Source organism: Burkholderia sp. IDO3 (genome assembly GCF_003366075.1).
Classification (GTDB): Bacteria; Pseudomonadota; Gammaproteobacteria; order Burkholderiales; family Burkholderiaceae; genus Burkholderia; species Burkholderia anthina.
On sequence record NZ_CP028962.1, the window covers coordinates 190,701 to 210,076 of the forward strand.

Annotated in this window: 14 protein-coding genes; 12 read left to right on the forward strand and 2 right to left on the reverse strand. The window is 62.2% G+C overall.

From position 1 onward, the window contains the following. Positions 1 to 25: 25 nt before the first annotated feature. The 11 genes from DCN14_RS00870 to tssJ all read left to right on the forward strand — a co-directional run bounded on the left by DCN14_RS00870 (position 26) and on the right by tssJ (position 15,873). On the forward strand, positions 26 to 1,816 hold the full coding sequence (locus tag DCN14_RS00870; protein ID WP_096500811.1) for a hypothetical protein: 1,791 nt from the start codon (positions 26 to 28) through the stop codon (positions 1,814 to 1,816). Further along, positions 1,813 to 2,712, forward strand: coding sequence for a T6SS immunity protein Tli4 family protein (locus DCN14_RS37765; RefSeq protein WP_162826151.1), 900 nt, complete (start codon positions 1,813 to 1,815; stop codon positions 2,710 to 2,712). The genes DCN14_RS00870 and DCN14_RS37765 overlap by 4 nt, the downstream gene beginning before the upstream one ends. A 205-nt stretch (positions 2,713 to 2,917) precedes the next feature. Continuing rightward, positions 2,918 to 3,817, forward strand: coding sequence for a T6SS immunity protein Tli4 family protein (locus DCN14_RS37770; protein WP_162826152.1), 900 nt, complete (start codon positions 2,918 to 2,920; stop codon positions 3,815 to 3,817). A gap of 332 nt (positions 3,818 to 4,149) precedes the next feature. Beyond that, positions 4,150 to 5,235: a T6SS immunity protein Tli4 family protein gene (locus DCN14_RS00890; RefSeq protein ID WP_096500807.1), complete on the forward strand. Its 1,086-nt coding sequence runs from the start codon at positions 4,150 to 4,152 to the stop codon at positions 5,233 to 5,235. 10 nt (positions 5,236 to 5,245) lie between these two features. Further along, positions 5,246 to 6,499 (forward strand): hypothetical protein, encoded by a 1,254-nt coding sequence (locus tag DCN14_RS00895; protein ID WP_096500804.1) that lies wholly within the window; start codon positions 5,246 to 5,248, stop codon positions 6,497 to 6,499. An 84-nt stretch (positions 6,500 to 6,583) separates the two neighbouring features. After that, entirely contained in the window at positions 6,584 to 6,874 is a 291-nt protein-coding gene (locus DCN14_RS00900) for a PAAR domain-containing protein (protein ID WP_096500802.1), read from the forward strand. A gap of 99 nt (positions 6,875 to 6,973) precedes the next feature. Next, the gene (locus DCN14_RS00905; protein WP_205212588.1) at positions 6,974 to 10,753 is read left to right on the forward strand and encodes an ImcF-related family protein; all 3,780 of its coding nucleotides are present in this window, start codon (positions 6,974 to 6,976) and stop codon (positions 10,751 to 10,753) included. An 8-nt stretch (positions 10,754 to 10,761) separates the two neighbouring features. Further along, positions 10,762 to 12,342 carry a type VI secretion system protein TssA gene (tssA, locus tag DCN14_RS00910; RefSeq protein ID WP_096500800.1) on the forward strand — a complete coding sequence of 527 codons (1,581 nt, stop codon included), beginning with the start codon at positions 10,762 to 10,764 and terminating at the stop codon, positions 12,340 to 12,342. A 9-nt stretch (positions 12,343 to 12,351) separates the two neighbouring features. Next, positions 12,352 to 14,166, forward strand: coding sequence for a type VI secretion system baseplate subunit TssF (gene tssF, locus DCN14_RS00915; protein ID WP_096500798.1), 1,815 nt, complete (start codon positions 12,352 to 12,354; stop codon positions 14,164 to 14,166). After that, positions 14,130 to 15,278, forward strand: coding sequence for a type VI secretion system baseplate subunit TssG (tssG, locus tag DCN14_RS00920; protein WP_096500796.1), 1,149 nt, complete (start codon positions 14,130 to 14,132; stop codon positions 15,276 to 15,278). Before tssF ends, tssG begins: the two co-directional genes overlap by 37 nt. Positions 15,279 to 15,345: 67 nt before the next feature. Further along, on the forward strand, positions 15,346 to 15,873 hold the full coding sequence (tssJ, locus tag DCN14_RS00925; protein WP_096500794.1) for a type VI secretion system lipoprotein TssJ: 528 nt from the start codon (positions 15,346 to 15,348) through the stop codon (positions 15,871 to 15,873). Between the two features lie 142 nt (positions 15,874 to 16,015). Here tssJ and DCN14_RS00930 read toward each other — a convergent pair whose 3' ends face one another. Further along, positions 16,016 to 17,224 carry a benzoate/H(+) symporter BenE family transporter gene (locus DCN14_RS00930; RefSeq protein WP_096501040.1) on the reverse strand — a complete coding sequence of 403 codons (1,209 nt, stop codon included), beginning with the start codon at positions 17,222 to 17,224 and terminating at the stop codon, positions 16,016 to 16,018. Positions 17,225 to 17,383: 159 nt separating this feature from the next. On the opposite strand from DCN14_RS00930, the gene DCN14_RS00935 reads away from it, so the two are divergent. After that, positions 17,384 to 18,283: a LysR family transcriptional regulator gene (locus DCN14_RS00935; RefSeq protein WP_096500792.1), complete on the forward strand. Its 900-nt coding sequence runs from the start codon at positions 17,384 to 17,386 to the stop codon at positions 18,281 to 18,283. Between the two features lie 27 nt (positions 18,284 to 18,310). Here DCN14_RS00935 and DCN14_RS00940 read toward each other — a convergent pair whose 3' ends face one another. Further along, the gene (locus DCN14_RS00940; protein WP_096500790.1) at positions 18,311 to 19,333 is read right to left on the reverse strand and encodes a fatty acid desaturase; all 1,023 of its coding nucleotides are present in this window, start codon (positions 19,331 to 19,333) and stop codon (positions 18,311 to 18,313) included. Positions 19,334 to 19,376 lie beyond the last annotated feature (43 nt).

Genomic DNA, 19,376 nt, shown 5'->3' on the forward strand with positions numbered 1-19,376 from the left:
CCGACCTATTTTTCGGAGCAACATCATGACAGATGCTACATCCGTTTTGCATCATAGCGTGGTCGACGAAAACGGAGACCAGTACAGCATCGCGACACTAACTTCCACGGAAGATCAGCGCGAAAAAATAGTGCTTGCCAAGCCTTACGTGATCCCGATTCTCTTTCTGCCCGGGATCATGGGAACGAACCTGCGCAAGACGGTTGGCAAGGCCAGCGTCTGGCGACCGCCCAACAAGGATCCGCGCGGCGCGGCCGATCTGATCGGACAGTTGTTCAGCTACCTGTTCAAGAGTACAAACGAACGTGCCGGCGATCTGGTGACCAACTCGGTAGAGATCGATCCCAGCGGGCCTATCGATGCTGGCGAGAGCGGCCTGCCGAAGAATGTGCTGGTCGCTCGTGGTTGGGGCGCGCTGATGCGCTCCAGCTATCACCCGTTCATGGCAAAGCTCCAACATCTACTGAACGATCTGTCTCGGTACGACTTTCAGCGTTGCGAGGCCGATCTCCGGAAATGGGCCGCTGAAGCTGGGCAGGACGCGCCGACCGAATGGGGCGCTAAAGAAGGCGATGCCCTTACGCGTGAAGAGATCCTGCATGCGGCCAACTATCAGTTCGATGTCTGGGCAGGAGGATACAACTGGCTCCAAAGCAACCGGGACTCCGGCGCTGCCATCAAGGAGCTCATTGAGCAAACCATCCTGCCGTTCTACAACGAAGGCAAGAGCGTCATCGTGAAGGACACGCCGGATGGCAAGGGCGGCTCGAACTGTACCAACGAGCGCCCGGCGCCCAGCCGGCCCATGGCAGAGAAGGTGATTGTCGTGACTCATTCGATGGGCGGGCTGGTCAGTCGCGCCCTTACCGAGCTACATCAATGCGACAAGGTGCTGGGCGTATCACATGGTGTGCAGCCGGCGACGGGGGCACCAGCTACCTATAAGCGCATGCGGTCCGGTTTTGAAGGCGCGGAGCAAGTGTTCCTCGGGCGCAATGCGGCCGATGTCGTGGCGATTCTTTCTAAATCACCGGGCGGGCTGGAACTGCTGCCTACAGCGGATTACAACGACGGTAGGCCTTGGCTCAAAGTTCGCGACAAAGAGACCGGTAAAGAGATTCTCGCTCTGCCGCAGAACGGCGATCCGTATAACGAAATTTATTGCTCGCCTGCGTGGTATGGGTTGGTGCCGGAGGGGAATTTGGGGCTGATGGATCCCATGCAGAAGAAGGCGCAGTCGCAATCGACGGGTAGTTCCAAGTCTGAGGACGATACATCACGTAACGACCTGAATGGGATCATCGCGGACATCCGCGAGTTTCATGCTGAGATTCGTGGACGTTACAAGTCTCCGACTTATGCGCACTACGGCGCGCAGGGCAGACGTGAGACAGAGAAGGACTCGGGCGGCCTCTTTGGTACCGGGATATTGGCGAGCAAGAACCGTTTCAGTTGGGGCGAGGTGTCATGGGAGGGGCGCGGCGTGGACGGTCTTGACGTAGTCGGAGTGGCCATTGCGAGTGATGATGGAAATGGCACGCTTAAAACTACCTCTGGCGTCAAGCTGGCCATCAGCGAGCCCGACTGTCCCGGTGACGGCACCGTCCCAGTGTATTCCGGCGAGGCGCCGAGTGAGGCGGGCATTGCCATGAGTTTTGCCCACGGGCAGGGCAATCCCGGTAAGTCCAATGAGCATTTCGGTTACGACCATCAAGACAGCTATGGCGACGAGCACGGGCGATCGCTATACGCCAGCATGTATGCCATCGTCAAGATCGCCCAGCAAGCCCGCTGGCACAAGAAGGAGTCTTCATGAGACAAAATTGGAGAACACGAGCAATCGGGCGACATCTTGTAGATGTGCCGATTGAGGCGGTAGTTTTTGAGACGTACAAATACAACAACGTGCAGGTTGAGTTACTGCCGGAGATCACAACGAAGACAAGTTTTGATTACATGGTTTCCCAGAGAGAGAGCGAGCTTCGTGCTGCACCGCACGTCAAGTACGGCAGCATATTTGTTGATCGAGTACTGCACGCCAATGATTCAGTGACCTTGATCTCGTGGAATCGCCCGACGAACGACATACAGTACTTCTTCGACACCTACATCCGTGCAGACTCCAGAAGCTTGAAGTACTCGGGAACGGTGTCGCCGGACCGCAAAGCGACGGCGCTGGCTTTACGGCAGGAACTGTCACGCGAGTGGCACGAAATTACATCCGGCGAACTGCCGGAAGGTATCGGCTTTGTGGCAGGCGATACCATCTTGGTCGACAACGATTTCAACCGCGAAAGCTGGGAATTGAACATTCGGTTGCCAAATAGACCTGATGTCTGGTTCCGACTAACCGCTTATGCGCAAAAGATCGTTGGACCCACCCTGCGCGCCCGCGCGGGCGGCATTTTGCCGGCCTTGCTCGGGACGGTTGCAGGTGTAGGCCAGTTGCGCAACCGCGCCAGGCCGGTCGGGCCGATCGAAGCCGACGAGATTCTGGTGGCTGGCACGCAGGACGGAAAACGGACCTACGGCTTCAAATGGGAAGCGCCCGGCAAGGCGTACTCGCTGGCCGAACCTAACTTGAACGCATCGCTGCGTGTGGACGAGAGCGCATACCTCACGAACAAGGAATCGTTCGCCGACGACGGCGAGGCACTCGAGCTATGGGATGGCGTCGTGAACTCGATTCGTCTGCGTCCGGGGGCGGTATGAAAACGTTGTCTCGCCGCGAAGTTTTGATGACGCTTCTTGTCATGCCGGTTGTCACGATGTTTCCTCGCGTCTCGGTGGGCGCACCGCGGATGATGACAGTGAACGAGGCGATGCGTTTCTTGTGCGATGAGGTGTTTCCGTCGCCGTGTCAGAAGCAAAGCGAATTGCATCGTGCTTCCGAGCGCCGACACAAGACGGGAGTGGTATGAAGCAAGACTGGAAAACATGCGCTATCGGACGGCATCTGGTGGATGTGCCTAATGAGGCGACAACCGTCGAGTCATACAAATACAACGGAGTAAGGATTGAGTTGCTGCCTTCGATTACGACGCAGGCAATGTTCAATAACATGGTTTCGCAAAGAGAGAAGGACCTTCGAGCTGCGAAGCACGTCACGCACGGCAACCTGTTTGTCGAGCGAGTACCGCACGACACTGGCTCAGTGACGTTGATCTCATGGAGTCGCCCGACGGGAGAAATACTTTATCTCTTCGACACTTACTTTCAGGTAGGCTCAAAATACATGTTGTATTCAGGGGAGGTTTCGCCAGACCGCAAGACGGTCGCGTTGGCTACGCGCCAAAAACTTTCCGGCGAATGGCACGAAATCCCGTCCGGGGTGTTGCCAGAAGGGATGGGCTTCGTGGCGGGCGACGCTATCTTGGTAGCGAAACGCTTCAACCTTGAAAGCTGGGAGTTGAACATTCGACTGCCGGACAAGCCCGATGTTTGGTTCCGGTTGACGGCCTACGCGCAGGAACGAGTAGGCCTAGGCTTGCGTGCCCGCGCGGGCGGTGTTTTGCCCGCATTGCTCGGGACGGTGGCAGGTGTAGGCCAGTTGCGCAATCGAGCCCGGCCGGTCGGGCCGATCGAAGCCGACGAGATTCTGGTGGCTGGCACGCAAGACGGAAAGCGGACCTACGGCTTCAAATGGGAAGCGCCCGGCAAGGCGTATTCGCTGGCCGAACCCAATCTGAACGCATCGCTGCGTGTCGGCGAGAGCGCATACCTCACGAACAAGGAATCGTTCGCCAACGACGGCGAGGCACTTGAGCTATGGGATGGCGTCGTGAACTCGATTCGGTTGCGTCCGGGGGCGGTATGAAAACGCTGTCTCGGCGGAAAGTTTTGATGACACTTCTTGCTATACCGGTTGCGGCGATGCTTCCTCGCACGTCGTTAGGCGCACCGCGCGTGCTCGTGTATGACCGTGAGGACCAGTATTCAACGTGTAATTAATCCTGCCAAGTAAACTGCGACAGTGCGATCCCTATTCGGTCGTGCCGTGCGTCAGCAATCTATGCAAAAAGCTCGCGTAGCCTTCGAATGAGTTGAATACGAGGGTGCATATAACCCGCTTCCGTGCCGACTTTTCGGTCTCCGCGCAATTACGCGGTTGGTAAGCAATGTCAAGGGCACGTCCATGGAATACACATCATGCTGAAGACTGGTTGGTTGGTCTGCGCAGTATTTTTGACGAGTTGCAGTGCCAAGGACATAAAGTTAACGGAACAGGAACAGAGGACGGTAGCGGAGATGACAACGAGTATGAAGCCGCGCTGTGTTGGGCGCTATTTGATTGACCTACCGAACAATGTGCTGCCCATTGGCGATGCAAATTTTGAGGGCGTGAGGGTCCATGCGAAGTCCATGTCGTTAGAGCAGTTTAAGAGCGATATGCATCAGCGAGAATCAGAGATGAAGGCGACAAAAAGTGCGCTTGGATATAAATTCTTTTTCGATGGTGGCGTTGTGCGCGGCGTTGAAAATTCGCAATATTTCGTGTCGCTTGGCGATTCTGGGGCGGTAAGTGACATCGAGCGTGTAATTGAGGTGTGTAAGTGGGATCGAGGGTACGGGCTTTACCTGCGTGTTTTGGGGGTTGATTCAATTCATGCGGAATACACAAAAAAATATCAAGGCACCCCATATGGAATTGTAGATCTGAGGAACAATGTCCCCGAGAAGACGCAGTTGGCTTTCGATCTGATTGAGAAGTTACAAGCTCGTTCCGAAGATGAGATTCCGACTATGCCTGGCACGTGCTTCGTCGGAGGGTTCATGCCGGGCAAGGCAATTTCGGAAAAGGAGAAGGTTTCGACTAGCTACGTACTTGCGGACAAGGTGGATGTGTCATTCACTTGGGACAGTTTCGCTGGTTTACAGGCGACCAGCACATTGCTGCCTCGCATACGGAGTACGGACGTCCAGGATGCGTTGAAGACGGCTCAGGGACGTGTGATTCGATCCGGGAGTATCGAACTGCCCAGCGGCATGAAAGTGGACGAGGCGTTGATATCGTCACTCACGCAGGTAAATATGCAGGGAAGTCGTGGCTCGCTGGAAACGAATTACCAGGGTAGCCCGCAAGCGCCTTACATCGTTTTCGACATGCTAACCGCGAGTCCGAATTTTCTGGCACAGGCCGATACAGTCAAACGATCCTCACTCACGGAGGGGGAGGCCCTAGCCTTGTGGGATGCGGTGTCTCGTAGCCTTCGGCCTCGTCCCAATGCTTTTTGAGAAATGATCGATGCCTATTGACTTCGACAAACTGCCACCAGAGAAACCAGTACCGGACCGCCCTCCGTCGCGCCTCGTCTGGACGATTGTGTTTTTCGTCATCGTGCTTGCGGGCATATTCGCGGTGCTGCTTCTCTGGCCCAAAGGCGAATCGACGCAATCCCTCTGGTTCCGGATATGCATCACGGTGTATCCGGTTGGAATTGCGACCTTCGTCGTGTTACGGCGCTATAGCGTTTTCGAGGGCCGACGTTTGGACGCGATCGCATGGAACGAAGCTCGAGAGAAATACCTGAATCGCGTGTTCGAGGAGGCCAGCCGCCCCCTTGCGCTGATTGCTGCGGCATACCGATTCACGAGTGATGCGAAAGAAGACGCGTTCGAAAAACTGCTGGGTGGTTCAATCAAACTCGAACCGCGAATCGCGCTGAAACACGATGCGCCGCCTGTGAATGCGCGCTGGTTTGATCAGCCCGAAACAGACGAGGATGGCAATCGGTTCAATAGTGACGATGAGCGGCAACGCCACGTGCGCGAGTGGGTGTTCGGAGCGTTGATCAGTGATGTTGCCGGTGCCATCCGTGCGTTGCCGTCGGAGTTGAACCTGGCGATTCAGTTGGTGTTACCCGGCGTTGCGAATCTGGACGAGGCGTTAGCGTCGTGGGACAAGCAATGGGCGAAATCCGATCTCCAGCCATTGAAAGCCGAGGTTGCGCACGATTCGCCCGATTTGATGGCCTTCGACGCGTGGCTGGATCGAATCCACCAGACGCGTGATCAGGAAGCGCGCCTGCTCGTCTTCGTGCGGTTGAATCCGGTTCTTCAAACGCTTCCGCCGGACGGTAGCGCGGAAGCCGGTGTCGCGCTACTCGTGGTGCCGGAACCAATGCAGCGTCGCTTCAAGATCGACTCGATTGCAAGGCTGCATCGGCCAAATGACACCGACAACTGTCCGTCGGATGTTGCCCTTGCACGCGCATTGCGCTGGGGGCGCATGGAACCCTCTGCTTTGAGTCGTATTTGGCAGTGCGCCCTTGACCCAGCCGCGACAAACGCAGTGACAGCCGCAGCGGTCAAGGCGGGTATCGCCGCGAAGGTGGCAAACATCGACTACATGGTGGGGCACGCAGGTGAAGTCGCATCCTGGCTTGGCGCAGCTTGCGCAGCCAAGGCGGTTGCTCGGGATGGCACGCCCCAGCTTCTGGCAACGACCGGGAAGACGGGGGGGTGCTTCTCTGTTTTGCGGAATGGCGATCCGCAATGACGGAGGCCCGAGCGGGTCCCTGTCTCTACATCCTCACATAGCCGCGCAGTGCACAACTTATCTCTGAATTGGGGAGGACAGATCATGGTCAGGCGGTACGACATTCTGAAAGGCGACAAGACAACATCGAATGGCATTGTCTTGGGCGGCGATTCGAACGACAGAATCGGGAATCGCGAACAGGCTTACGAGCGTGATGATGTCTGGTGTCCCACATGTCATACGACGGGGCACATCGTATGCGACGGCCCTCGCTTCTCGATGAAGGGCCCTGACGGCAGAGAAGGCGCCCTGAGCGATGATCTGTGCGTATGCAAGTGCGATCCACTGCCGCGCTTGCTTCCCTCGCAATACGCCTCCTATGTCGATGTCTGAGCGTAAGCGTCCTAACCGATCGAACATTGGCCACGACCAATTCCAACGAAATGCGTGGCGGCATTCGTCAGGGCAATCTAGATTCAATTTCTATTCCAAATGCGCAAGTTCCGGATCGACACTCTAAGCATCGTCATAGCGGTTATCCTGCCTGGATTGCTGATCTGGTTCGCAGGCGATACCTGGGTGGGCCTGCAATCGGTCGAAAGGCGTGCGGGATGGATCGTCGTGCTTTGCATCGTATTCGTCGTGCTGTTCCTATGGAATAGCTTCGATTCGTCATCTCGCCCGGCGGTAGCAGCACGACGTCTTCTGCATTGGGTCAAGAAACAGACAAGCTCGTCATCCGAGCGGCGCGATACGGGAACCCCTGATGGCGGCACACGCGTTGCGGCTTTACGTAGCCGTCTTCGCGACCGCCACGGATGGCGCTGGCGCTATCGCGAACGATGGGTGCTCGTTGCCGGCGACGTACCGCTGGTGCAACGCCTGGCACCGGGTCTCGTCGACGCGGGATATCTGATCACCGGCGATACGGTCCTGCTGTACGCCAATCAAACCCGCGACACGCTCGATACCGCATGGCTCGACCAGATCCGCCGCTTGCGCCGTCGTCGCCCGGTCGATGCAATCGTCGCAGTCACACGCAACCGCAATTCTGTCGATGCGCCGTTCGACACCGACAATCTTTCTCAGCGACTCGCGCGCCACGCGCGCGCGCTGCGCTGGGCCGCGCCGGTCTATCTGCTCAATGCGACGGATTTCGGCAGCGAGGCGTCGAGTCCCGACGAGGCGATCGGCTTCACGTGGTCCAACGCACGCGTCAGCGCCGAGGCGATCGACGCGTCGCTGCAAGCCCTCACCGACAACCTGGCGGATGCCGGTGTCGTGCGCCTGACGAAGGACGCAGGCGATCGTTTTCCCGCCGAACTGTCGCAGCATATTTCGAACCTTGGGCGCGCACTGTCGGGCCTGGTGCTGCAAACCTCGCAGTCACGTATCCGGCGGCACGCAGTCCACGGCCTGCTGTTCGCACCGCTATTCAAGGAGCGGGAACTGACGCCGCCGCAGGCACCCGCCGGCGCGAGCGACGACGAACCGCCGGTCGGCCCGCGACACCGCACGATATGGCAAACCGTCGCCGAACACAGTCGCAAGATCCACGGCCGCCGCGCAGGCTTCTCGTTGTCGACCGCGGCCGCGTGGTTCACAACCGGCCTGATCGGCTGCTGGATCGCCGGCACGATGCTTTCCGGTTTCGTCAACCGTGCAACGATCCGGAGCACCGCGGACACGATCGCGACACTCTCCACCGTGCAGGACCGCACGCAGGCCTTGCAGGCCCTGAACATTCTGGATCGCCAGATCGACACGCTCGAAGTCCATCAGCGCGAAGGCGCGCCCTGGGCATCGCGATTCGGCCTGAATCGCGACGGCGCACTGCTCGACGCGTTGTGGCCGAGCTATGCCCTCGCGGCGAACCGCATCCTCGTCGCCCCTATTCGTCAGAAGCTCGAAGCGCGTCTACAGCAGCTTGCAGCCCTGTCCGACGCTCAGATTGCCGACGGCGGCAACGCACAGATCCAGGCCGCCTACGACACGCTCAAGGCCTACCTGATGCTCGCGAAGCCGGAGCGGGCCGTGGCTGCGTTTCTGACGCCGCAGCTTGCCGCGACGGCCGTACCCGCGCGTCCGTCCAATTCGTCCTTGTCGCCGGGCGCCTGGGAAGACCTGCGTCTGCACGCCATCGCGTTCTTCGCAAACCATCTCGGCCAGGCCCCCGCTTCGAATGCTGCCGCGTTCGCGATCACACCGGACGGCAACCTGATTGCATCAGCCCGCCAAACGGTGATTGGTGTGCGGGGCATCCAGAACTCCACGGATGCGCTCTACCAGCAGATCATCGATGAGGCGACGCCGAAGTATCCACCGGTCTCCCTCGCGACGCTGCTCGGCGACACGACGAGTCGAGGCCTGTTCAATACGACCGCGACCGTTCCCGGCGTGTTCACGCGTGCGGCCTGGGAGGAACGGATCTCGAAGGCGATCGACGATGCCAGCGCACAGCGTGACGTGTCGGGCGACTGGGTGCTGCGCCCGGAAGGTAGTCCCCGTGGAGAATCCGACACCAACGCCGGCAACCCGCCCCCGTCGACATTGAAAGCCGAATTGCGTCAGCGCTACTTCGATGACTACGCGCGCACGTGGGCCCTGTTCCTCAACAGCTTGCGCTGGCAATCCGCGCCAACGCTGTCAGCCACGGCCGACCAACTGACGCTGCTGGGCGACTCGCAACGTTCGCCGCTCATTGCACTGATGAACGCGATCGTCTACCAGGCAGGCGCGGGTGCGAATGCGCAGTCGCTCTCCGCGAGTCTGATCAACAAGGCGCAACAACTGGTCGGCGCCGACGAGAAGGATCCGTCGAAGCAGGCTCAGCCGCAGCTTGCGCCGCTTGCGTCAGCCTTTGGCCCGATCCTGCGCCTGACCGGTAGCGATCTGGTGTCCGGCGCGCCGGCCAACGGCAAGACCGCCGCTCAACTGGCCGCGACCGGCGACCTCAGTCTCGCACGCTATCTCGAGCGGGTCACGGCGATGCGTCTGAAGGCATCGCAGATCGTCTCCGGTGCCGATCCGGATGCGATCGCGCGGCTGGCCGCTCAGTCGGTTCTGCAGGGCAAGACGTCCGATATCTCGGATAGCCGCGATTACGCGAGCCGTGTGGCCGCGAGCCTGGGCGAACAGTGGGCAGGCTTCGGCGCGCTGTTTCGGGCACCGTTCGATCAGGCGTGGCAGGTCGTCGTGCAGCCTGCCGCGTCGAGCCTGAACGAAATCTGGCGGATGGCGATCCTGGCCGACTGGAACAAGTCGTTCGGCGGCCGATATCCGTTCTCGGACGCCGACAACGATGCGTCGCTGCCCGAGATGGCGCGCTTCATGCGGCCCGACAATGGCGTGATCGCCCAGTTCGTTGCAACGCAGCTCGCCGGCGTGATTGAGCGGCAGGGCGACCGGTGGGTCGTCGCGCAAGGGGCCGACCAAGGCGCGCTCACGATCGATCCGGTTTTCCTGAGCGGCCTGAACAAGCTCACGCGGCTCTCGACCGTGCTGTTCCCGTCCGGAGATGCGCGTGTGCGATACGAAATGCAGGCAGTGCCCGCACCGGGCGTCACCGACATGAAGTTCGTGCTGTCCGGGCGCGAACTGCGCTACTTCAACCAGAAGCAGGAATGGGTGCCGTTCGAGTGGCCGGGCCAGTCGCTCGAGAACCTGTCGCATATCGAATGGCAAACCGAGCAGGGCGGATTGCGCACGGCGCTCGACGCGCAGGGGCGCTTCGGCCTGATCCGGTTGCTGGAGCGTGCGAAAGTCGCGCAGCAGGACAACGCACGTTACTTGCTGACCTGGATGCCGGATACGAGCCAGGGCATTCCGCTGAAGGTGCAATTGCGCAGCGAGGCGGGCGCCGGGCCGCTCGACGTACTCCAGTTGCGCAACTTTGCGCTACCGGCGCGGATTTTCGTGACCGGGGCGGCGAGTACCGGGTCGAAGGGGGCGACAGCCAGTCCGCCGCCGTTGCCTGCTGCGGCAATCGCAGCGGCAAAGCATGCGGCGGTGCCGCTGCCGCCGGGGCTTCCGGGCGCGATGTCGTTGCAGGATGAGCCACTGCCGGCGACGCCGGACCCGGCGCCTCGTCGAACTACCGCGGTAGACGCGCCTCGGGCAGACGTGCAGCCCGCTACGTCCGGCATGAAGTCGCCCAGGGCCAATCCGGGGATGACAGTGTCGTCGCTGGCGACGACTGCGATATCCGCCGACGCATCCGCCAAACCGTTCGGACACGCCCTTCGGTTGCTGGGCGACGCATTTGCGTTTTGAGACCTGCCATGACACTTGCCAATTTCGTCAAGACACTCGTCGGCGGTCCACGCATCGATTCGCTGCAGGAAGCGCGCCGCAATACCTGGGCGGCATGGCTTGCCCCGATACCGGGGGAGCACGCGTATGGCCGCGATCCCGGCTACGAGGATGCATTCTTCGAATTGAAGGACGAAGCGACAAAGCTGTCCGGAATCGACGACGGACTGATCATCCGCGCATGCGAACAGCTTCTCAAGGAAACCGGAAAGGATCTGCGTCTGGTCGGTTACTACGCATTTGCGCGGCTGCGTCAGGATGGTCCCGCCGGGTTCGCCGACGGACTTGAGCTGGCCGCTTCACTGGTCGACCGGTTCGGCGAGACCTTGCTGCCTGCCCGGGCCGAGGCAAAGCGGGCGGCGCTGGAAATGCTGTCGACCGCGCGAATGATCGAGACGCTGGACAGCCGCGGAGACTTCGCACCCGTGGATCTCGAGCGCGCGATGGCGGCGCTCGACGTGCTCGTCACCCGCACGGCTGCGTGGCCCGATGCCGCCCGTCCGAGCCTGCATCCGCTTGCGTCCCGCTTCGGGAACAAGGATGAACCGGTGCGCAACGTGAGCCCGGACATGGCGATGGCGCAGACGTCCGCTTCCACAAGTGCATCGAGCGGATCGATCGCATCGGCGCGCGATCTGCTCGATCAGGCCCGCGCGATGTCGGCATGGCTGCGCGATCAGGAAAATGGCTATTTGCCGTCAGTGCGTATCGCACGCAGCGTTCGGTGGGACACCTTGCACGATGTGCCGCCGTCGGATGCCGCGTTGCACACGCGCCTGACACCGCCGCGCGCCGAGTTGCGCCAGCAGATGAAGCGGCTCGTGCTGCAGAAGCAGTGGCACGAACTGCTCGAGCGCGTCGAAGGTGCGTTCATGGAAGGCGTGAATCATCTCTGGTTCGACCTGCAGTACTTCCAGCACGTCGCGCTCGATCACGTCGGCGCGCCCTACCACACGTGGAGCGAATTGCTGCGCGCGGACTTTGCGTTGTTTCTCGAGCGATTGCCGGGCGTCGAGCGGCTTTCGTTCAGCGACGGCACGCCATTCTCCGACGACACGACGCTCGAGTGGATCGCCCGGCACGCCGTCGTGCGCGACCTCGAAGCGGGCGAGACCGTTGCGCCGCTGCCCGTGTCCGCGGATAGCGAAGGCGATGCCGGCGACTGGCCGGAAATCGAGGCGCAGGCTCGCGAGCTGATCGCACGCGACGGCGTCGAGGCCGCGTTCGCATGGCTCGACGCGCTGCCCGGCATGAAGACCGAGCGTCACCGCTTCCTGCAGCGACTCGTGATGGCGCGCCTGGCCGATCATGCCGGTCGACCCGATACGGCCCTCGCGTTGCTGGTCGAACTCGACACATCGTCGCGCTCGCTGCCGGTGATGCGCTGGGAGCCCGCGCTGGCGTTCGAGGTCAAGCAGCAACTCGTGCGGGCGTTGAAGGCGACGAGCAACCGCAAGGACGCCGACAAACCGACGCTCGCGCGCCGCATCGGCGAACTGCAGGCGGAACTTACCGTGCTCGACCCGGCTCGAGCGCTGACTCTTTCGTAACGGGAATCCATGGCAAACGACGATCCTATCCTGCGATATTACGAAGCGGAAATGCGCTATTTGCGCGAGTCCGGCAAGGAATTCGCGAAGGCGCATCCTGATCGCGCACGGCTGCTCAACCTCGACCGTGTCGGCGATCGCGATCCGTACGTCGAGCGACTGTTCGAGGGTTTCGCATTCCTGACCGGGCGCCTTCGGCAGAAGCTCGACGACGAGTTGCCGGAGCTGACGGAAGGGCTGGTCAGCCTGCTATGGCCGCACTACTTGCGAATGATCCCCTCGTTGTCGGTCGTGGAACTCATCTCGCTGTCGGAAAAACTTCAGAAGACCGAAATCGTGCCGGCGGGCGTATCGATACGCTCCGCGCCGATCGTCGTACCGCCGCCCGCGGGCGCGGAAGGTTCATCGCCGAAAACCGTGCAGTGCGTTTACCGGACCACGCAAGCGGTCGCGCTGCAACCGGTCACGGTGACGCATGCCGGGCCGGCCGTGCGTCACGATGGCCGCTCGGTGATCCGGCTCGGTTTCTCGCTCGGCGGGTCGGCGCGCCGGACGGAAACGGATCTGTCCCGGTTGCGCCTGCACCTGAACGCGGATTTGCCGACGGCGTTTGCGATGCACCTTGCCCTCACGCGCCAGGTCGACACGATTCACTTGCGCATTCCCGAGATCCGCGACGGCGAGGCGATGCCGCTCGCCGGTGTCACGATCGAGCCGGCTGGCTTCTCGACCGAGGAACGACTGTGGCCGAAGGCCGATGCGGCCTTCTCCGGCTATCAGTTGCTGCTCGAGTACTTCACGTTCCGCGAGAAATTCCTGTTTGTCGACCTTTGCGGACTGGACGTCACGAAGCTGCCCGAACGTACCACCCGGTTCGAGCTGGAGATTGTGCTGACGCAGACCTATCCGTCGGACCAGCGCTTCAGCGCGGAAAACGTGCGGCTATTCTGCACGCCCGTGATCAACCTGTTCGAACTGGACGCCGAGCCGATCGAGATCGATCACCACGAAACCGAATATCGTGTGGTGCCGGCTGGTCATCAAGGCGAGCATGTCGAAACGTATTCCGTCGACGCGATCGAGGCTTTCGACCACGAAACGGCCGAGCGATATGAATACGTGCCGTTTGCGACGTTTCGTCACCGCGGCGGTATGCTGCGCCACGAGGCGCCGGAGCGGTATTTCCATTCGCGCGTGCGCTCGGGTGCGGCCGGGTTGCACGAAACGTGGGTGGTGCTTGGTGGCCATGCATGGGAAACCATGGATGCACTGCCCGAGGAAAGCCTGTCGTTGCGCGTGACCGGCACGAACGGAATGCTGCCGCGCAAGGGGCTACGGGAAGCCAGTCTCGACGAAATCGCGACCAGTTCGCAGAACATTGCCGGGGTGCGCAATCTCGTCTCGCCGACGCTGCCGCTGTATCCACCGACGGAAGACCGGTTCCAGTGGCGCGTACTGTCGCATCTGGCGCCGAATTTCCTGTCGATGATGGACGCGGAAGTGCTGCGCGGGGCGCTTGCGCTCTACGACTGGACGAACGACGAACTGAACCGTCGACGGCTCGCGGGCATCCTGTGGGTGTCACAGGCGCTGATCGAGGAGGTGTCGGGTGGTTCGGTCGAGCGAGGCGTGCTGATCGAGGTCACGCTCGACAGCCATGCGTTCGCCGGGGATGGCGACGTGATGCTGTTCGGCGAACTTCTGCATCGGTTCTTCGCGCTCTACGCGGACATCAACCTGTTCACGAAGCTCGCGATCGTCAGCCTGCCGTCGCAGGCCCGGATCGAATGGCCACGCAGCAAGGCCGAGCGGGCGCCGCTATGAAACTGCACCTGCACGACTTCCCGAATCTCGACCCGCTGGTCGCCTCGCTCCTGACGCGTGCACCGCGGATGAACTTCATGCAGCTTTGCCGGTTGCTTGAGGTGCGTTTTCCCGATCGGCCCGGGTTCGGCACACGGGATGCGCTCGATCATGAACCGGTGCGCTTCCGGCCGCGGCCGCGAATGGGTTTTCCGGCAAGTGAAATCGCGTCGGTCGAGTTTGACGACGGATTGGACACGTTCGGGCCTGGTTCACCTCCGACCGTGCGCACGACTTTCATGGGACTGTACGGCGTGGATGCGGCGATGCCGTCGCACATGATCGACGAAATCGTGCTGCGCGAGGAAGGGCACGAGGTGGTCGAGGCGTTTCTCGACCAGTTCAATCACCGGTATGTCACGCTGCTGTATCGCGCCTGGCGGAAGTATCGCTATCCCGAACACTTCCGGCCTGGCGGCATCGATGTGCATTCGCGCAACCTGCTGTGTCTGGCCGGGTTCGGCTGGGGCGACAAACCGAAGCGTGCCGGCCTGCCCGATTCGCGGATGCTGGCGCTGCTGGGACTCCTGATTCAACGCACACGCACACCGGAGGGGCTGGCGGGCGTCGTTGCGCTGGCCATCCCGCGAGTCGAGGTTCGGGTCGACGAGTTCTGGCCGGTCGTGACGTCGACGGGGCGGCCGCGGCCGCTTACCGGTGCCGGGCCTGCTGTCGGGATATCGGAAACCTGCCGGCGTAACGGGTTGGGTGGAGGCTACGTATTGGGAAAGCGGATGGCGTATCGAAGCCGGGCGGTACGGGTGACGTTGCGTCCCGCGGATGCGCGGCAGGCGCAGGACCTGTTGCCCGGTGCAGGGCTGCATCGCGATTTGATGGCCTTTGTGCAGCTATATGTCGGCGTCAAGGCGGATGTACACCTGCGTATGGAAGTGTCGTCGCGATACACACCGGTGCCAGCGATCGGTCAGGGAAATGCCGGGCCGGCGCCTCGGCTCGGATGGACGACCGTGCTGCCCGCTGACGAGGAACGTATCGTCAATATTGCACTCGGCCTCTACGAAGCGTTCCCGGTACCGGGGCCCAATCCACACATTACTGCCTTGCCTGCATGACGGCGAACATGCGTCGCTAACGAGATAAAGATCCGTGAAGACTTCCGACAATTTTCCAGGAACACCAATGTCCATCCGTTTCGCTGTTTCAACGGTCTTGTCCGTTCTGCTGCTGTCTGCGTGCGGCGCCTGGCAGTCCGTCTCGGACACCTCTTCCAGCGCGTATCGCGCGGTGTTCTTCAAGCAGGTCAAGGTGCTCAACGTCGATCTGTCCGCTCGGGAGGCATTGAACCCCGACGACGCCGGTCGAGCGACATCGGTCGCGGTGCGCGTGTATCAGTTGAAGGACCGCAAGATGTTCGATGGCGCGTCCTACGAGGACCTGCTGAAGAGCGACCGGACGATCCTTGCACAGGACCTGCAGGCGAACCTTGCCGCCGTGCTGAACCCGGGGGCGTCGGCAAGCCTTTCGCAGCCGATGCAGGCCGATACGAAATACATCGCGATCGTGGCGTTCTACCGCAACCCGGGCAACGGTGACGGGTGGAAGTACGTGATCGAAAAGCAGAAGCTCGATGCGGACAAGCCGTTGAAACTCGAACTTGTCGATCAGCTTCTGCTGGCCAGCGGCGCCCGCCGCGACACAGCGAGGTAATGCGTGGCTAGCGGAGTGCCGTGGCGCTCCGAAATGCAAAGGACATGGTCTGACCCGCGCACCGGATGAACCGCGAAATCCGGCGAACCCGCGCCCGGGAAGGCGTTGCATCGAGTGATTGAGGGTGGCACCGTGCGCCTGCTCAAACGTCCCGACGCCCCCGCGTCCTGCTCGTCACTACATACGCCACCGACCCGATCACGATCCCCCAGAACGCGGAACCGAGCCCGAGCCACGTCATCCCCGACGCGGTCGCGAGGAACGTGATCACCGACGCTTCGCGGTGTGCTTCGTCCTCGAAGATCCCGTGCACGTTCGACCCGATCGCGCCGATCAGCGCGAGCCCCGCGAGGATCGCGACGAACGCCTTCGGCAGCGCGAAGAACAGCGTGACGATCGTGCCCGCGAAGAGCCCTCCGATCAGGTAGATCACGCCGTTCGCGATGCCCGCGATATAGCGCCGGTCCGGATCCTCGTGCGAATCCTTGCCCGTGCACAGCGCCGCGGTGATCGCCGCGACGACGATCGTGATCCCGCCGAAGCACGCGACGACGAGCGACATCACGCTGGTCGCGGTGATGATCGGCCGTGCGCTCGTGTGATAGCCCGACACGCGCAGGATCGCCATGCCCGGCAGGAACTGGCCGGTGAGACTCACGACGACGAGCGGCAGCGCGAGGCTGAGCGTCGTGCCGAGCGTCCATTCGGGCGCGATGAAGATCGGCCGCGCGATGCTCGGCGACACGTTGCCGAGATGCGTCATTCCGAGCAGCGTCGCGAGCGCGGCGCCGGTCAGCAGCACGAGCACGATGCTGTAGCGCGGCAGCACGCGCTTGAAGATCACGTACGCGGCGATCATCCCGAATCCGAGCACCGGCTGCGCGGTGGCGGCGGAGAACGCGTGCATGCCGAACGGCAGCAGGATGCCGGCCATCATCCCGCACGCGATGCCGCGCGGAATGTGGCGCACGAGCCGGTCGAAATAGCCGGTGATGCCGATCACGAGGATGATCAGCGCGGCGGTGATGTACGCGCCGACGGCCTGGTTCAGCGTCAGTTGCGGAAAGAGGCCGACGAGCAGCGCGGTGCCGGGCGCCGACCACGCGGTGATCACCGGCACCTTCAGCTTCCAGCTCGCGAACAGGCCCGACACGCCGGCGCCGATCGAGATCGCCCAGACCCACGACGACACCATCGCATTGGACGCATGCGCGGCCTGCGCGCCCTGGAAGAAGATCGCGAGCGGGCCCGCGTACGAAATCAGGACCGCGAGAAAGCCCGCGGTAATCGCGGAGACGGACCAGTCGTTGCCGATCGAGCGGATCGCGCCGGGCGAGGTGTTCGGTTGCATCGTCATAGGGGTAACGCGCGCGGCCGGGGGCCGGATCCACGGCGGAAGGTTGTCTGATAGCCCGGAGGTGCCGATATTTTCGGCGTTGTCGATGGAATTGACAATTCATCGACAGATATCAACACTGTTTACTTTTGATAAACAGTCAGGGCGAACGAGATGGACAGATTGCTGGCGATGCGGCTCTTCACGTGCATCGTCGATTCCGGCAGCTTCACGCGCGCCGCGCAGCAGCTCGGCATGCAGCGCGCGTCGGCGACGCAGATCATGAAGCAGCTCGAGTCGCATCTCGGCGCGCGGCTGCTGGTGCGCACGACGCGGCACGTGAGCGCGACGGTCGACGGTGCGGCTTACTACCGGCGCTGCGTGGATATCCTGGACGGGATCGACGAGGCGGAAGCGTCGTTCTCGCACGCGGCGCGCCATCCGCAGGGCGCGCTGAAGGTCGATCTCGCGAGTTCGTTCGCGCGGCTCGTCGTGATTCCGGCGCTTCCCGAATTCTTCATGCGCTATCCGCAGGTCACGCTCGACATCAGCGTCGGCGATCGCCGCGTCGATCTCGCGCGGGAAAGCGTCGACTGCGTCGTGCGGATCGGCGAGCTGACCGATTCGTCGCTGGTTGCGCGCCGCGTCGGCCTGCTCGAGCAGGTCACGTGCGCGAGCCCCGGCTATCTGGCCGCGCATGGCCGGCCGCGCAACTTCGCCGATCTCGCGAAGCATCGGGAAGTCGCGTATGTGTCGGCGTCGAGCGGCAAGCGCGTGCCGCTCGTGTTCGGCGCGGACGGCAACGCGCGGACGACGGAACTGCCCGCATCGGTATCGGTCAACAACGGCGATGCATACGTGACGGCCTGCGAGGCCGGGCTCGGGATCATTCAGGTGCCGCGCTATCACGTGGCGGAGAAGCTGCGCGGCGGCACACTGACGGAGATCCTCACGCGGCTGCGCCCGTCGCCGTTGCCGCTGTCGGTGCTGTATCCGCATCGCGGCCATCTGTCGCCGCGGCTGCGGGTGTTCATCGACTGGATCGGCGAGCTGGTGCGCGAGCGCGCCTGGTGACACCGGCGATGCAGGCCCGGCGAGCCGTCACGTACTGATCCGGGGATAGCCGTCGACGGCGGCCACGTGCGCGCCGTTTCCGGTCGACAGCGACGCCGTGCCGCGATCGAACGGGTGCACGGGCGTGTCGGTCGGCGTCCACGCATGGCGTGTCAGCAGCGCGCGATAGCCGCGAATCACGAAGCCGCCGTTTTTTTCCGCATACGCCGCGCGCCGCATCCGGTACGCGCGCGGCAGGTCGTACCACGGCAGCTTCGGCAGGTCGTGATGGACGAGGTGATAGTTGTTGTTCAGGTACAGCAGCCGCATCGCGAAGCCGGCTTCGTTGATCGCGATGCGCGCCTTCGGGTGCGGCGCGGCGCGATGCTCGAACAGCGAGCGGATCATCGCGAGCGACAGCGCGGGCCACGTGATCGCCAGCAGGTAGTACCACCACGGCACGCCGATCGACCACTGCAGCCAAGCGAGCAGGGCGGCCACGCTCGCCGCGTGCGTTAGCCACATCGGCAGATAGCGGAAGTCGCCGCGTCGAAGCGCGGCGAACGCATCGACGAACATTGCCGCGATGCTCGTCGGCGGACCGAATACCAGTCGTCCGATGAAGGTTGTACGCGCAACCGTGAGTGCGCGACGCCAGCGCGGCAGCTGCACCCACCGGTCGCGCGACACGTAGTTGGTTTCCGGATCGACGCCCGGCACGGTCAGGTCTTCGTCGCGGTGATGGTCGAGGTGCGTGTCGCGATACAGCGTGTACGGATACCAGACCGTCAGCGGCGGATAGCCGAGCAGCCGGTTCACGAATGGGGAACGCGTCGGATGGCCGTGCAGCAGTTCGTGCTGCAGCGACATGTGCCACGCGCCGAGCAGGATCAGCGGCGGCGTCGCGGCCGCGAGCGACAGGCGCTCCGCGCGCACGAGCAGCAGCACGGCAAGCCAGCCGCCGTAGATCGCGACGACGAGCAGCCAGGTCGGCCACTCGGTGCGGGCAGTGAAGCGGGCGTCCAGCGCGGCGATCGCGCGCGCGTGGTCGACGTCGAAGTATTCGGCCATGTGCTGACGGGGACGGAACGGAGGCGGTGCGGGACGCGGAGGG

Bases quoted from the DNA above. Each gene is read 5' to 3' on its own strand.
- DCN14_RS00870 (WP_096500811.1), top strand. From the start codon at position 26: ATGACAGATGCTACATCCGTTTTGCATCATAGCGTGGTCGACGAAAAC.
- DCN14_RS37765 (WP_162826151.1), top strand. From the start codon at position 1,813: ATGAGACAAAATTGGAGAACACGAGCAATCGGGCGACATCTTGTAGAT.
- DCN14_RS37770 (WP_162826152.1), top strand. From the start codon at position 2,918: ATGAAGCAAGACTGGAAAACATGCGCTATCGGACGGCATCTGGTGGAT.
- DCN14_RS00890 (WP_096500807.1), top strand. From the start codon at position 4,150: ATGCTGAAGACTGGTTGGTTGGTCTGCGCAGTATTTTTGACGAGTTGC.
- DCN14_RS00895 (WP_096500804.1), top strand. From the start codon at position 5,246: ATGCCTATTGACTTCGACAAACTGCCACCAGAGAAACCAGTACCGGAC.
- DCN14_RS00900 (WP_096500802.1), top strand. From the start codon at position 6,584: ATGGTCAGGCGGTACGACATTCTGAAAGGCGACAAGACAACATCGAAT.
- DCN14_RS00905 (WP_205212588.1), top strand. From the start codon at position 6,974: ATGCGCAAGTTCCGGATCGACACTCTAAGCATCGTCATAGCGGTTATC.
- tssA (WP_096500800.1), top strand. From the start codon at position 10,762: ATGACACTTGCCAATTTCGTCAAGACACTCGTCGGCGGTCCACGCATC.
- tssF (WP_096500798.1), top strand. From the start codon at position 12,352: ATGGCAAACGACGATCCTATCCTGCGATATTACGAAGCGGAAATGCGC.
- tssG (WP_096500796.1), top strand. From the start codon at position 14,130: ATGGCCACGCAGCAAGGCCGAGCGGGCGCCGCTATGAAACTGCACCTG.
- tssJ (WP_096500794.1), top strand. From the start codon at position 15,346: ATGTCCATCCGTTTCGCTGTTTCAACGGTCTTGTCCGTTCTGCTGCTG.
- DCN14_RS00930 (WP_096501040.1), bottom strand. From the start codon at position 17,224: ATGCAACCGAACACCTCGCCCGGCGCGATCCGCTCGATCGGCAACGAC.
- DCN14_RS00935 (WP_096500792.1), top strand. From the start codon at position 17,384: ATGGACAGATTGCTGGCGATGCGGCTCTTCACGTGCATCGTCGATTCC.
- DCN14_RS00940 (WP_096500790.1), bottom strand. From the start codon at position 19,333: ATGGCCGAATACTTCGACGTCGACCACGCGCGCGCGATCGCCGCGCTG.